The organism is Micromonospora sp. KC606, assembly GCF_004348675.1.
Classification (GTDB): domain Bacteria; phylum Actinomycetota; class Actinomycetes; order Mycobacteriales; family Micromonosporaceae; genus Micromonospora.
Genome location: NZ_SMKN01000015.1, coordinates 1 through 13,533, shown reverse-complemented (window position 1 = coordinate 13,533; position 13,533 = coordinate 1). Strand labels below are relative to the sequence as shown.

The window sequence follows — 13,533 nt, the reverse complement described above, 5'->3', positions numbered from 1 at the left end:
TGACTGCCGGCCGCCGGCCGGCGGGTCGCTTTCCTAGATCAGGCTGTCGTGGGTGCCGTCGACGGACTTCCACGAGCGGGTGAGAGTCGTCGCGGGCTCGTTTTGTCCGGCGACAGGGGCGAAGCCTTTCGTCGTGGTCAGGATGAACTGGTCGCCGCGGGGGGCCGGAGTCCGGTCGGCCCGAGCAGTGTCAGCGGCCCGGTGGAGGATCTCTGCTGCCTGGGCAGTGGCAGCCGGCGGTTTTCCATCGATGCTCACCACCGAGCTGACCAGCAGCGCAAGCACTCCGACGGTCGCCGTAGCACCGACCGTAGCAAGCCTCCAGGACCGCCGGCCTTGCGGTACCGGCGATCATTCGGTCTACCTTGCCCCGTAGGTGTGGTGGCGGCTCCACTGGTTCGAGCAACGTCCTAACCTGATCAATGAGCTGCCGGTCGTTCACATCGTCTCCTCCACCGCGCGCGTCGGGTCGTCGCCGCCGAGCGCACTGCTGACTTTGCGTCGGGCACGGCTGAGCCGTGACCGCACTGTTCCCACCGGGATGCCGATTGCCTGGGCGGTCTCCTCGTAGCTGAGCCCACCCCACGCGATGAGCAGCAGGACATCGCGGTCTCTGGCCGGCAGGTCGGCCATGGCCCGCGCCAGCGGTACCCGCAGCGCGTAAGCGGCCGCGCCTGCCACCGCCTGCTCTGCCAAATCGGGGGCGACATCGACCGGACCGCAGCGAGCTATCGCCCGGTAGTGCGCCCGTTCCCGCCGCCGATAGTGCGAAATTTCCTCGGTCAGGATCCCGAACAGCCACGGCCGCGCATCTGGCCGGGACACGTCGTAGCGGTGACGACGGCGGAAGGCGACCAGGAACGTCTCAGACACCACGTCGTCCACGACGTCGGCACCAACGCGCCCGTGGGCGTACCGGTACAGGGCCGCCGCATGCCGGTCGTAGAGGACCGTGAACAAGGAGTGGTCGACCAGAGAAGCCTCCACGTACCAGGCATCCGATTCCTGCTCTGCGACGATCTGCTGATCAACCAGCATGTACGGCACACCCACCAGTTCGCCCCATGTCAGACCCTCCATACCTGCCGGCTCTCACCCATGTATCGCCACTTAGCCCCACTTCGAGTTCACGCCGAGAATTTCCATCAGCGAGGCGGCGAGGCACAGCGAACTGGCCGAGCTGAGGGTCAGGAGAGTTTTAACTGTTCCAACCTGCGTTCGTGCAGCTCATCGGGCCGCTCCCCTGATCCAACGAGCGTCCTGGGAGTCCGACCACCGAACGACTGGTCGCATCTGGTCCGTAGCGACGATTACCGCCCCGGCCCAACGGGTCCAATAGCAACCCGCGTAGGGCCGCGTAGTCGAACGAGTCCTGGTAGAAGCCCCTTCCGCGGGCAGGCTGCGCCGGTGTCGCACGGCTCGTAGCTGCTGGAAGCCATCGACGCCGACCCGGATCACCTTGCCGCCTGCGCGGTGAGCTTATCGGCCGCCTCGTCTGCGAGGGTTGTCTTGCTGGCGGTGTCCGGTGCGTCGATCGCCACCCGAAGCAGGTGCGTTGACCGCCGTGTCGCGGCCAGCTCAACCAGCTCGTTTGTCAATCCGCCCGTGGGAGACGCCCTCGTGTGCCGTTGATCGGCGACTGCCTGCTCATCGCGCGATTCTGTCCGAGCTCCGGCACCTTCATGATCGAGCCAGGGCTCGGGCGTGAGCTGGTCGCGGCATCCCGCTACGACGGTTGTCCCGGTGCTCGCTCTGCGGCTGCTGTGAGCTGGTCGGCCAGGTTCTTCAGGGCCTGCCGTAGTTCGTCGGGTCGGTGGATGGTGAAGGGCCATTCCAGGGAGGCGAGCAGGTGGGCCATTCCGTCCAGGCGCTCTGCCCTTGCGTGCATCAAGACACCGGCGGTGTCTGCGGTGAGTGTCACGGCGGAGCGGGGCAGTCGGCGGGCGATGTCGTCCAGCGGGCCGTGGATGAGAACCTCGACGTCCCAGCGGTAGGGCACTTGAGCCAGTGCCGAGGTCAGGTGGGTGACGGGGTCGAAGTCGTCGGGGGCGGTGAAGGTCTGCGTGCGGGTCGTGACTGATGCGATGCGGTCGATGCGGAAGGTCCGTAGGCTGTCGTGCCGGTGGTCGCGGCCGACGGCGTACCAGCGGCCGCGATGGAAGACGACGCCGTAGGGATCGAGGTCACGTTCGGTCTGGTCCTGGTGCCAGGACAGGTAGCTGATGCCGACGGTGGTGCGGGCGCGCGACGCCTGGGCCAGGGCCAGCAGCACACTCGTCTCGGGTGCCTGTGCGGTCACCGCGTTCGTCGTGAAGGACAAGGTCTCTCGCATGGCGGCCAGCGGCTCCCGCAGGCTGTGCGGTAGGACGCGTTCGATCTTGGCCAGTGCGCCCGAATTCGCGGGGGTGGTCATGCTCATGCCCAGCCGCTCAGCGGCAAGCAGGCCCACGACGACGGCGAGGGCCTCGTCGTTGGTGAGCACCAAGGGTGGCATCCGGTAGCCGCGGGCCAGGCGGTAGCCGCCGTGGCGTCCTCGTTCGGCCTCCACCGGGATGCCAAGTTCGCGCAGGTGCGCGGCGTACCGGCGCACGGTGCGGACGTCGGTGCCGAGCCGATCGGCCAGCTCGGAGCCGGGAAGCCGCGTGTGCGACTGGAGGAGTTCCAGCAGGGTCAATACGCGGGTGAGGGGATGCGACATGGATCACTCGACCATTTCAGGGCGGAACTTGTCCTGTATTGATCCTACGCTCGCGGCGGCACCTCACTTCAGGGAGATCACATGGCTACCTTCGTACTCGTTCCCGGCGCCTGGCTCGGCGCGTGGGCCTGGGAAGACACCGCGCAGGCTCTGCGTGAGCGCGGGCATACGGCGCTGCCGCTGACGCTGACCGGTCTCGGCGAGTACGCCGACCGGGGCACCCCGGAGACGGACCTGGAAACCCATATTGCGGACATCACTGACTTCGTCGAGCGACGCGATCTGCGCGAAGTCACTTTGGTCGCCCACAGCTACGCAGCTGCTCCCGTCACCGGGGCCACCGGGCGCCTTGGCGATCGGCTGGAGCGTGTGGTCTACGTGGACAGCGCCCCGTTCGCCGCTGGCATGTGCATGCTTGACCTCATGCCACCCGAGGCTGTCGACCAGCTGCGCCAGCAGGTAGCAGAGTTCGGCGACGGGTGGCGACTGCCGATGCCGCCCTTTGACGTCCTGGGCTTGTCCAGCAGCCTCTACGGACTCGACGAGAACAAGCGGGGGCTTCTGCGCGCAGGTGCCACCTCCCAGCCGTTCGGCACCTTCGAGCAGCGGCTCGCCGGCCCGGCCGAACCCAGCCCAGACGTCGACCGCGTCCTGGTCGCTTGCAACGACTTCAAGAACCTGCTGGACGCCGGGGTGCCGATGTTGGCGTTCCTCAACCAGCCGCCGTGGCGGCGTTTCGACCTGTCGACGGGGCATTGGCCTATGTTGTCGGCCCCAGCCGAACTCGCACACGTTCTCGGCTCGGCCGTCTCCTGACGGCGCAGAGCAGCAGATGCATCCGATGCTTCACCAGGAGCGCGTCCGCCGGATGCGCGCCCGCGCGCAAGCACTGGCCGACGGCGTCCGGGAGGACTGCGCCGCGGCGGTCGTGCGGCGGGTCTTCGCCATCCAAGCGCAGGACGCCACGGCAGCCGACCTCGGCATCCGCGCGCGCGGCCGCGACATCACGGCCAGCGCCATTCGCACCGCGTACGAGGACGAGAGAAGCATCGTCCGCAACTGGTTCATGCGCGGCACCCTGCACACCATCCCCGGCGAGGACGCCCGCTGGGCGCTGCGCCTGCTCGGCCCGCATTTCCTCGCGGCGACGAGCCGCCGCTACCAGCAGCTCGGCCTGGACGACGACCTACGCCAGCGCGCCGACCACCTGATCCGACGCGTACTGGGCACGCACGGGCCGCTGACTCGAGCCGAGCTGACCGAACACCTCACCGCCCTCGGCATTTCCCCTGACGGACAGGCGCCCTTCCACTTGATCCGCCACGCGGCACTCGCCGGCATCATCTGCCACGGCCCGCAGCGCGCCGCAGACGCCACCTACGTCCTGCTCGACGACTGGCTGCCCAGCACCGGAAGTCACCTCGAGCAGGACGCCGCCCTCGCCGAGCTTGCCCGCCGCTACCTGATCGCCTTCGCGCCCGCAGGCGTCGAAGACTTCGCAGCCTGGTCAGGGCTACCCATCACCTGGGCACGCAGCACATGGAAGAAACTCGCGCAATCCGGCACGATCACCACGGACGCCGGATTGACCGCGCTCGCCCGACACGGCCACCAGCCCCTGGACACGCCCCGCACGCCCGACGTACGTCTGCTCCCGGCCTACGACAATTACCTGACCGGCTCCCGAACCCGCGAGGGCTCCGTCCCCGCGGCCCACCAAGCCCGGGTCTGGCCCGGAGGCGGAACCATCCGAGCTACCGTAGTCGCCGACGGCCTGGCCGTCGCCACCTGGACGCGCCGCTCCGGCGGACGCACGATCCAGGTGGAGCCGTTCCAGCCCTGGCCACCTCAGATCCAGACCGAAGTCGACACGGAAACCGCTGCCGTCGTGCGCTTCCTGCGCTCCACCGCACTCATCGAACCGTAGAGCGCAGGCCGGCCGGGCCGGTTATGTAGGTGACGTGACCGTCTCGGGAACTGGTAGCGAAACGCTGCTCCACGGCGGAGTTCGGCGACGAAGTGGCTGCCGAAGTAACTGCTCGTACTTGGTGACCATCGCCAGACCTTGTCGATCGGCCGCGGCAGTCACGCTGGACCTGGTGCTGAAGAAGCCTGCCGTACGCCTTTCGTTCATCGCGGGTGCTTCCGGGGGCAGCTCGACATGGCTTAGCGCAACGACCTCGCGGGAGGTATCGTCACGCTTGGGTGAGGTGGAAGATGTCTGGCGGCTTCTGTACCCACTCGTCGAACGGATCGTCGGCAACAGCGGCGAAGATCTCTTCGACTGGAAGCCGCCAACGCGATGGGGGCCTCCATTTTCCCGACTGCGACCTCGAAGCCGCCTTCGTAGTGTTCCTCTTCGCGGCTGGGGTCGTACTCGTGGCCGCCGTGCTGTCGGAGCAGGCTGCGGATTCGTTCCGCCTCTCGTTCGGCGTCCCGCTGCCGCTGCTGGTGAGCCGTGTCGCTCATGGCGCGGTCACGGTAGCTGAGCAGTGACACCCGGCGCATCACGCACGCCGATCGGCTAACGAGCAAGATCATCACTACCGCTAGACGCAGTACCGATCTTCCTCAACCCAGGTGATCAGCTGTTTGCCGGGGCGACCTCGGTCAGCCGCAGCGGTCGGTGGCGGGACTGCGTAGATTTCCGTGTTTGACCTGGGTGTGGTACCGCCCCCACCGTCGCCGCCGCAGAAGCCCGCTTCGAGACGTTCGCCGCCGAGTTCGGCGACCAGTACCCGGCCGTCATCAAACTGTGGCGGGCCTCCTGGCCGCAGTTCGTGCCGTTCCTGGACAACGACCACGAGGTCCGCAAGGTTCTCTACACCACCAACATCATCGAGTCCCTGAACGCCCGGTTCCGGCAAGCCGCCCGACGACGCGGACACTTCCCCACCGAGCAGGCCGCCATGAAGATCCTCTACCTCGCCGTCCAACAGAAACGCCGAGGCGGCGGCAGCACCACCGACCGGGTCCACGGTTGGGCCAAAGCCCTCAACGCCCTGATCCTCGCCTACAGCGACCGGATCGCCATCTGACAATCTCGATCACACCACAGGCCCAAACACGGAAATCGACACACTCCCTCAACCCCCTCAGTTCCTAGCGTTGTTTTTGGTCTGAAAACTACGGACGGGCCATCAGCGGCGCTCTGCGCCAGACGACGTTCGCGTTCTGCCGGTGACAGCCTTCGCCCACCGCGGACGTACCTCACCCATCACCCCATCGTGACCGGCTGGCAACACCCAGTCCAGCACCGTCCGCTCAGATCCTTAGCGTTGTTTTCTCGCTGGAAGCTACGGGCGCCCCTTCGGGGGCAACCCGGGTGTCTGTGGTGTCTGGCAGCGCTGACGGATCCCTGGGTTCGAGGAAACTCTGAGCTTGGTGGTGTGCGTGCTGGTTCAGCGTCTGATGTCGGCGGCCAGGAGGTCCAGCAGGCGGTCGGTGAGGGTGACCATTCGTTCGATGCCGTCGGCCGCCGCGATGACGGCGACACTCTGGCCGGTTGTGGGGAGCCGGACGAGTTTGCTGGTCAGGGTGGGCCATGCCCCGCCGTGGGAGTGAACGGTGTAGCCGTTGTGCTCGCGGACCGCGACGCCCCATCCATACTTTAACGGAGTGCCGTCGTCGAGGGTGCCGGTGCTGTGCAGGAGTGCGGAGATCCCGAGTTCGTCGGTGTGCAGCGCCTGGTTCCAGCGCAGCAGGTCTCCCACGGTGCTCCACAGGCCGCCGTCGCCGACCGACAATGGTGCGGGTCGAGCCGGAAACGGCGTCGCACCCGGCGGTGCGGGTGCTGGCCCTGACCAGAATCGGGTTTTCGTCATGTTCAGCTTTGCGAACAGCTCTTGGTGCGCAAACGTCGAAAGTGGCACTTGTGTAGCTCGTTCGAGGGTCGCGGCCAGGCAGATGTAGCCGATGTTGGAGTACGCGTGTTCGCTTCCTGGGACCCCGGGCAATGTCAGGCAGGTGGCCAACGCGGTGAGCACCGCCTGACTGGTCCAGTCGATCTGGCCGGCGGTGGCTAACGCAGCCCGTATCTGGGACTCGGCTGGCAGTGCCGCTGTGTGGTGCAGCAGATGGCGCAGGCGCACGTGCTGCGCCCAGCTGGGCAATTCCGGTAGCCAACGGGCCAGCGGTGCATCGATATCAAGAAGCCCACGTTGGACGAGAAGGGCGGCGCTCGCGCCGGTGAACTGCTTGGCCAGCGATGCGGTGTAGGTGAGGGTGTCCGGCCCAAGCTGTTCACCAGCCGACGCCTGTAGGACGATCGCGCTGGTGGTGTCCAGGCCGACCACGACAGGTTCGTCGGGGCGGTAGCCGGTCTCGGCAAGGAGTTGTGGCAGCGCCAACATCCCGTAACGCTACCGGCCCATGTCAGAGCTCATGGGCGACTTGGGGACTCGCTGGGACCGGCGACGGTATGCCGCTCGGCCTCGGATTCGAGGATCTGTCGGACGCGCCCGTGTCCATCCTGGCCGGCGGCCGTGCCGAGGAATCCACCGGACTGCCGCGACCACAGGTCCGCGTAGCGTCTGCCGCGTCCCAGTAGCTCGGCGTGGGTGCCCTGCTCGGCGATCCGGCCGGCGTCGAGGACCACGATCCGGTCCATGCGGGCGATGGTGGAGAGCCGGTGCGCGATCGCGATCACCGTACGGCCCGTCATCACCTCGTCCAGCGTGTCGTGGATGGCGGCCTCTGCCTCGGAGTCGAGCGCGGACGTGGCCTCGTCCAGGACCAGGATCTGCGCGTTCCGGTAGAACGCGCGGGCCAGTGCGATCCGCTGCCGCTGCCCCCCGGACAGGCGCACGCCGCGCTCACCGACGTGCGCGTCCAAGCCGGTCCGGCCGTCCGCGTCCCGCAGTGCGGCGACGAATCCGTCGGCGGATGCCCGGCGCAGCGCCGTTTCGACCTGTGCGTCGTCGGCGCTGCCGGGGCCGGCGATGTTCTCCCGCACGGAGCGGTGTAGCAGCGTGGCTTCCTGGGCGACCATCGCAATATGGCCTCGCAGGCTCTCCTGTGTCACGTCCGTGATGTCGGTGCCGTCGATCATGATTTTGCCGGACTCCGCGTCATGGAACCGCAGCAGCAGGCCGACCAGCGTGGACTTGCCCGCACCGGACCTGCCGACGATGCCCACGCGCTCACCGGCGGCCACGTCGAGGCTCAGCCGGTCGAGCCCACCCCCGCGTCGGCCATAGTGGTGGCTGACCTGCGAGAAGCTGATGGCTCCACCCCGTATCCGCAGCGGGGTTGCCTGAGGTTTGTCGGCGACCGCGAGCGGCTGCGCGATGGTCCGCAGGGCCCGTCGCAGCGCGCCGACGGAGCCGAACAACGACGACACGGCATCCAGCAGCCACTCCGCCATGGCGGTGATCCGGAAACTGAGCGCCAGCGCGGCGGCGACCAGACCCATGGGCGCCGCATCGGTACGCCAGAGCGCGATCCCGTACCCGACGAGTCCGACGAGCAGCGCGCTGCCGAGCGCCATCATGCTGCTGTTGATCGTCACCTCGACCCGCTGCACGTCCAGGTGCGCGCGCCTGGCCGCCGCGAACACCCGGCGGTCGTGCTCGGTACGAGAGTCCGGGTCGCCGAGCAGCGCGAGCGTGTCGACGTTCGCGTACGAGTCGACGAGCAGGCCGGTCAGCGCGGACTCCGCGTCCTGCAGGCGCTCCGACGCGCGCCGGTAGCGCGGCACCGCCCACCACATGAGCAGCGCGTACGCCAGGATCCAGGCGCCCAGCGGGAGCAGCAGGCGTACGTCGATCGCGGACATCAACCACACCGAGCCGGCTATGTAGGCGATCACGAACACCAGCGTGTGGACGACCGAGTACGCGGCGGTGCTGGCGGCGTCGCCGCCGTCGCGGACCCAGCTGGCGATCCGTCCGGCGAGGTCGTCACGGAACCAGCCGACGGACTGCCTGGACACGTGCCGGTGTGCCCGCCAGCGGGCGAGCGGGCGGGCGTTGGCGCGGAACGCGATGTCGTCCAGCGCCTCGCCGGCCAGATTGATCAGGGGCCTGATCAGCAGTACGAACGTGGCGACGATGAGCAGCTCGGTGCCGTGGTCGGCCCAGAGTGTGTCCGGGCTTCCGGCGGCGAGCGTGTCGACCAGGCGGCCGGCGTACCCGATGAGCCACACCTCGATCGCGGCGCACAGGATCGTGGTGGCGACGGCCGCGGCGACGACCGGTCGTAGCGGCCGGAGTTCGGTCAGGAGGAACCGTCGGACGTCGGCGGCCGGGGTGCGGTTGTCGCCGGTCGGGAAGGGATCAACAGGGTTTTCGAACAGACCTAGCACGAAGGGCCTTTCCGGCGGTGGAGACAGACAGGGAACCGGGGAAACCGCCGGATGTCCTCATGACCCGTCTCCTCTTCGTGCCGGTGGGCGTGGTTCTCCTCGCGAGGCTAGGCGATATCGCGCGGCGCTCGCTCTCCATTTTTGTGGTGCCGTGGACGAGGTGCGGTCCGCGAGGGAGGCGCTGGGAAACGGCGCGGAACTCGGCGAGCATGGTCCGTACCCAGCCCTAGCAACAACCTGCTCGGGGCGTCCCCCCTCTTTATCCCGAACGTCGCAGCGATGCCGTGACAGGCCACAGGCCGACCTCGGCCGCGATCCTCCGCCGCAGCAGGCCGGTCGAGATCTTGCTGCCGTCAGGCGTGCTGTCCATCAGCGCCGCGTGGCCCGCGATGCCGCTGGTCAGCGGCGGCGCCAAGGCAGCCGCCACGACCACCGCCGGCGGGCGAGTGCGGCGGTGGCCGGCGGCGCGGTCGTCGTCGCGGTCGGTGCCGTCGCCGGCGGCTGCCGCTGTGCGCGCCACCGCCGTACCACGTCCTCGACGTCGACCGGACGCACGACGACACGGGGCCCGTCCGGGTTGCGCAGCCAGGCGACGATCTGGGCGTTGAGGTCGGCGACGACCGCCCGGACGGCCTGCTCGGTGGGCACGTCGCGAACCTCGTCGGGAAGCTTCTCGATCTTGCGACGTAACTGCAGCGGCGTGGGCAACAGCAGGTCGGTCGGCAGCGCCTCGCGCTCCAGGAAGCTCTTGATCCACCACGACTCGTCGTAGGGCAGATCCCGGCCGGGAATCGGCTTGCCCGCGCCTGGCAGATTGTTGAACTCGCCGCGCTCCAGCGCGGAGCGGATCTGCGCCTCGACTCTCGCCTCTATGCCGCTGCTCACCCCGACACCTCCCGCTCCCACGGTAGCCACCACCCGGGACGCGCGGCACCGCCGCGGTCTGCGGGCATCCCCGGCCGGACCAAGGACGGGAGGACACGGCGTAGATTCCGGCCGGGACCGGTGGAGGAGGGCACATGCGGGACTGGCTGGCGGGCCTCGGTGTGGCAACGGGGTGCGTGGTCGCCAGCTGGGCGATGCTGGTGCTGCTCGCCCGGCGGCTGCCCCCGGGCGTGCTGCGGGATCTGGCGGCGTTCATCCCCGACTGCCTGACCACGGTGCGGCGACTGCGCGCCGACCCGCGCGTGCCTCGGCGGGCCAGGGTGGCAATCGTGCTGGCCGGGCTGTGGCTCGCCAGCCCGATCGACCTCATCCCGGAGTTCCTACCGGTCATCGGGCCGCTGGACGACATCGTCGTGGTGGCCCTGGCGCTGCGCTACGCCGGGCGGCAGGTGCCCCGTGAGGTGCTGCTGGCCGCCTGGCCCGGCGAGCCGCGACTGCTGCTGCGTCTGCTCGGCCCGGCACCGGCCTGACCGTCGGCAGGCCAGCCGTCAGCTCGTGGTCATCGGGCCGTCGACGGGACGGCGGGGGCGGGGCAGCGACCGGAGGCCGGAGCAGCCGTCGAGGCCGGAGGTGTACGGCGCAGGCGTACGTGGCGGTGCCCGTCCAACGGCCACGGCGGCCGGGCCGGCAGCACCTCGACGAAGGCGTACCCGGTCTTCTCCGCCACCCGACAGGAGGCCGGGTTGTCGATCTGGTGGAGCAGTTCGAGCCGGGTCAGCCCGGCGGCCGCGAACCGGGTGAACGCCCAGTCGGAGAGCGCCTCCAGCGCTCGGGAGGCCACCCCCCGGCCGCGGGCGTCGGCGGCGGTCCAGTAGCCCACCTCCGCGTCCGGCCGGCCGGGCACGACCTCCTTGAGCAGGACGTGGGCGACCAGGCGCTCGGAGGTGCCGGTCACCTCGCAGACCGCGAAGCTGAACCGGCGTCCCGCCGCCCAACCCTGGCCGGCGCGGATCACCCAGCGGCGCGCCTCCGTGGCGTCCCGCAGCGGGTGCCGGGTATGTGATCGCAGCACCGGGTCACGGTGCGCCGCCACCAGCGCCTCGACGTCGTCGGCCCGCCACGGGCGCAGGACGAGCGCGGGGGTGGACCCGGTGGCCGGGACAGGCAACGTCATCGACATCCGTGCAGTGTGACCCACCGTCACCCCGGGCCGGCAGTCCCGAATTGGCTGTCGGGTCGCCGCGGTGGGGCGGGTTATGGTCACGCCCAACGAGGACGGGGGCGCTGATGGTCACGGTGGGTGCGCTGGCGGGGATCGGCCTGGTGGCGCTGGGCCTGGTGCTCACGCCCGGGCCGAACATGGTCTACCTGGTGTCCCGGTCGGTGACCCAGGGCCGGCGGGCCGGGTTCGTCTCCCTGCTCGGGGTGGCCGTCGGTTTCCTGGTCTACCTGGCGGCCGCGGTGGCCGGCATCGCCACGGTGTTCGTGCTGGTGCCACCGCTGTACACGGCGGTTAAGCTGGCCGGGGCGGCGTACCTGCTCTGGCTGGCGTGGCGGACGCTGCGCCCGGGCGGCGGCTCGGCGTTCACGCCGACGCCGTTGCCGCCGGACCGGCCCCGCCGGCTGTTCACCATGGGTCTGGTCACCAACCTGCTCAACCCGAAGATCGCGATCCTGTACGTGTCGCTGCTGCCGCAGTTCGTCGACCCGGCGCGCGGGCAGGTGGCGGTGCAGAGCCTGCTGCTCGGCCTCACCCAGATCGCGGTCGCGCTGACGGTCAACGGGCTGATCGTGACGACCGCCGGGTCGGTGTCGGCGTTCCTGACCCGGCGGCCCGGGTGGGCGCGGGCGCAGCGGTACGTGATGGGCACCGTGTTGGCGGGCCTTGCGGTGCGTATCGCCGCGGACCGCTCCCGCGCCGCCGTCGCGGTGCCCTGACCTCGTCCGGGCGACCCGGGGGTCAGGTCTCGCGGATTACGGCGGCACCGCCGGCCGGCACCATCACCTTGCCGTCGACCGCCGTGTCGGTGAGCAGGTCCACCCCGTCGGCCGGGACCGGTTGCGGCCGGTCGGTGTGGTTGATCAGGAACAGCCAACTCGTCTGGCCGGCGCGGCGGCGGACTGCCTCGACGCCGGGTGGCGCGTCCGGGCAGACCGGGTGAACGCCGGCCGCGCGAGCGGCCTCGACCATCAACTGTCGGTACGTCTCGTCGTCGGGACGGGTCGAGACGTACCAGGCGGCGCCCGCGCCGGACCGGTGCCGGGTCACCGCCGGCTGGCCGTCCAGCGTCCCGCCGACGTACGCGGTGACAATCTCCGCGCCGGCCAGGTGCACCGTCTCGGCCCAGATCCGCCCGGTGCCGCCCCGCGACAGCGGCACCTGCTCGCCGTCGGCGAGGGGATGGAACTCCTCCACCCGGACCCCCAGCACGTCCCGGAAGGCGCCCGGGTAGCCGCCGAGGCGGACCCGGGCGTGTTCGTCGGCGACGCCGCTGAGCCAGGTCACCAGCAGGTGTCCGCCACGCGCGACGTGCCCGCGGACCCAGTCGGCGGTGGCGTCGGAGGCCAGGTAGAGCGCGGGCAGCACCAGCAGCCGGTACGCCTCGACGGCGTCTCCCGGGACGACCATGTCGCAGGCGTACCCGGCGCTCCACAGCGCCCGGTGCGCGGCGGCGACCTCGGCCTGGTGGTCGAGTTCCTCGGACGGCAGGCCGGGGTGCTGCAACGCCCAGTTGCTGGCCGCGTCGTGGACGATCGCAACGGAGGCCTCGACGGCTCCCGCGTCGCACTCGCCGATCCGCTCCAGTGTCCCGCCGAACTCCACCGCCTCCCGGAAGACCCGGCTGTCCGGGCCGGCGTGCGGCACCAGCGCGGCGTGGAAGCGTTCGGCCCCGCCGGCCGGGGCCCGCCACTGGAAGAACATCGCCCCGCGCGAGCCGCGCGCGACGTGGGAGAGGCTGTGCCGGATCATCCGGCCCGGTTCCTTGGTGTGCATCCGCCGGCGCGTGTAGATCTGGTTCGCGGCGCTCTCCATCAGCAGCCAGGCAGGCGATCCGCCGCCGGCGGCGTGTCGGGCCCAGCCTCGGGCCAGGTCGGCGGCGAGCGCGGTCTGTTCCTCGGCGCCGCTGTCGACGGCCGACGGGTAGTGGTCGATCGCCACCAGGTCGACCTCCTGCGCCCAGCGGGCATGGTCGACCGGCACCCAGTCGCCGAGGACGTAGTTGGTGGTGATCGGCACCCGGGGGTTGGCGGCGCGCAGCAGGTCCCGCTGCTCGACGTAGGCGGCGAGCAGGGTGTCGGACCAGAACCGGCGGAAGTCGAGCAGTTGGCCGGGGTTGGCCAGGTACTGGGTGGCGCGGGGGGTGCCGATCTGGGCCCAGTCCGAGTAGTGCTGGCTCCAGAAGCTGGTCACCCAGGCGGCGTTGAGCGCGTCGAGGTCGCCGTGGCGGTGGGCCAGCCAGGTGCGGAAGGCCGCCGCGGTGTGTTCGCAGTGGCAGCTGGTGCCGTACTCGTTGTGCACGTGCCACATGGCCAGGGCCGGGTGTTCGGCGTACCGGTCGGCGAGCACGCCGGCGATGCGGCGGGCGGCGGCACGGTAGGCGGGGGCGGCGGCGCAGTAGGTGTCGCGGCTGCCGTGGTGCAGGCG

General features: G+C 69.9%; 13 protein-coding genes and 1 pseudogene. 6 read left to right on the top strand and 8 right to left on the bottom strand.

Translation table 11 applies throughout. The features are described 5' to 3' along the window. Nucleotides 1-33: 33 nt before the first annotated feature. The 3 genes from E1193_RS05995 to E1193_RS05985 form a co-directional block, all read right to left on the bottom strand. Complete coding sequence (locus E1193_RS05995) at nt 34-285, bottom strand: hypothetical protein (RefSeq protein ID WP_132181054.1); 252 nt, start codon at nt 283-285, stop codon at nt 34-36. 153 nt (nt 286-438) lie between these two features. Then, nucleotides 439-1,080 carry an RNA polymerase sigma factor gene (locus E1193_RS05990; RefSeq protein ID WP_243707312.1) on the bottom strand — a complete coding sequence of 214 codons (642 nt, stop codon included), beginning with the start codon at nt 1,078-1,080 and terminating at the stop codon, nt 439-441. 646 nt (nt 1,081-1,726) lie between these two features. Then, entirely contained in the window at nt 1,727-2,698 is a 972-nt protein-coding gene (locus E1193_RS05985; protein ID WP_007073636.1) for a YafY family protein, read from the bottom strand. Nucleotides 2,699-2,779: 81 nt separating this feature from the next. Between E1193_RS05985 and E1193_RS05980 the strand changes: the two genes are divergently transcribed. From E1193_RS05980 to E1193_RS05965, 4 genes and pseudogenes are all read left to right on the top strand, one after another. After that, nucleotides 2,780-3,514 (top strand): alpha/beta fold hydrolase, encoded by a 735-nt coding sequence (locus E1193_RS05980; protein ID WP_132181052.1) that lies wholly within the window; start codon nt 2,780-2,782, stop codon nt 3,512-3,514. A 16-nt stretch (nt 3,515-3,530) separates the two neighbouring features. Next, complete coding sequence (locus E1193_RS05975) at nt 3,531-4,625, top strand: winged helix DNA-binding domain-containing protein (protein ID WP_132181050.1); 1,095 nt, start codon at nt 3,531-3,533, stop codon at nt 4,623-4,625. Between the two features lie 290 nt (nt 4,626-4,915). Continuing rightward, nucleotides 4,916-5,194, top strand: coding sequence for a hypothetical protein (locus E1193_RS05970; RefSeq protein ID WP_132181048.1), 279 nt, complete (start codon nt 4,916-4,918; stop codon nt 5,192-5,194). A gap of 224 nt (nt 5,195-5,418) precedes the next feature. After that, nucleotides 5,419-5,736, top strand: a pseudogene (locus tag E1193_RS05965) (transposase); the annotation flags it as partial. A 363-nt stretch (nt 5,737-6,099) separates the two neighbouring features. Here E1193_RS05965 and E1193_RS05960 read toward each other — a convergent pair. From E1193_RS05960 to E1193_RS05950, 3 genes are all read right to left on the bottom strand, one after another. Then, a complete protein-coding gene (locus E1193_RS05960) occupies nt 6,100-7,050 on the bottom strand; it encodes a serine hydrolase domain-containing protein (protein WP_132181046.1) in 951 nt (316 codons plus the stop codon). 29 nt (nt 7,051-7,079) lie between these two features. Then, nucleotides 7,080-9,002, bottom strand: coding sequence for an ABC transporter ATP-binding protein (locus tag E1193_RS05955; RefSeq protein ID WP_132181044.1), 1,923 nt, complete (start codon nt 9,000-9,002; stop codon nt 7,080-7,082). A 399-nt stretch (nt 9,003-9,401) separates the two neighbouring features. Next, nucleotides 9,402-9,887 (bottom strand): DUF1992 domain-containing protein, encoded by a 486-nt coding sequence (locus tag E1193_RS05950; RefSeq protein ID WP_132181042.1) that lies wholly within the window; start codon nt 9,885-9,887, stop codon nt 9,402-9,404. A 134-nt stretch (nt 9,888-10,021) separates the two neighbouring features. Between E1193_RS05950 and E1193_RS05945 the strand changes: the two genes are divergently transcribed. Next, nucleotides 10,022-10,417, top strand: a complete 396-nt coding sequence (locus E1193_RS05945; RefSeq protein WP_132181040.1) for a DUF1232 domain-containing protein — start codon at nt 10,022-10,024, stop codon at nt 10,415-10,417. Nucleotides 10,418-10,446: 29 nt separating this feature from the next. Here the strand turns inward: E1193_RS05945 and E1193_RS05940 are convergent, their stop codons facing one another. Then, a complete protein-coding gene (locus E1193_RS05940) occupies nt 10,447-11,067 on the bottom strand; it encodes a GNAT family N-acetyltransferase (RefSeq protein ID WP_132181038.1) in 621 nt (206 codons plus the stop codon). A 107-nt stretch (nt 11,068-11,174) separates the two neighbouring features. Between E1193_RS05940 and E1193_RS05935 the strand changes: the two genes are divergently transcribed. Further along, nucleotides 11,175-11,825, top strand: a complete 651-nt coding sequence (locus E1193_RS05935) for a LysE family translocator (RefSeq protein ID WP_132181036.1) — start codon at nt 11,175-11,177, stop codon at nt 11,823-11,825. Nucleotides 11,826-11,847: 22 nt separating this feature from the next. Here the strand turns inward: E1193_RS05935 and E1193_RS05930 are convergent. After that, nucleotides 11,848-13,533, bottom strand: a 1,686-nt coding sequence (locus tag E1193_RS05930) for a beta-galactosidase (RefSeq protein ID WP_132181034.1), incomplete at its 5' end; no start/stop codon positions are given.

Coding starts and splice junctions, on each gene's coding strand:
- E1193_RS05990 (WP_243707312.1), bottom strand. CDS start 1,080: ATGGAGGGTCTGACATGGGGCGAACTGGTGGGTGTGCCGTACATGCTG.
- E1193_RS05985 (WP_007073636.1), bottom strand. CDS start 2,698: ATGTCGCATCCCCTCACCCGCGTATTGACCCTGCTGGAACTCCTCCAG.
- E1193_RS05980 (WP_132181052.1), top strand. CDS start 2,780: ATGGCTACCTTCGTACTCGTTCCCGGCGCCTGGCTCGGCGCGTGGGCC.
- E1193_RS05975 (WP_132181050.1), top strand. CDS start 3,531: ATGCATCCGATGCTTCACCAGGAGCGCGTCCGCCGGATGCGCGCCCGC.
- E1193_RS05970 (WP_132181048.1), top strand. CDS start 4,916: ATGTCTGGCGGCTTCTGTACCCACTCGTCGAACGGATCGTCGGCAACA.
- E1193_RS05960 (WP_132181046.1), bottom strand. CDS start 7,050: ATGTTGGCGCTGCCACAACTCCTTGCCGAGACCGGCTACCGCCCCGAC.
- E1193_RS05945 (WP_132181040.1), top strand. CDS start 10,022: ATGCGGGACTGGCTGGCGGGCCTCGGTGTGGCAACGGGGTGCGTGGTC.
- E1193_RS05940 (WP_132181038.1), bottom strand. CDS start 11,067: ATGTCGATGACGTTGCCTGTCCCGGCCACCGGGTCCACCCCCGCGCTC.
- E1193_RS05935 (WP_132181036.1), top strand. CDS start 11,175: ATGGTCACGGTGGGTGCGCTGGCGGGGATCGGCCTGGTGGCGCTGGGC.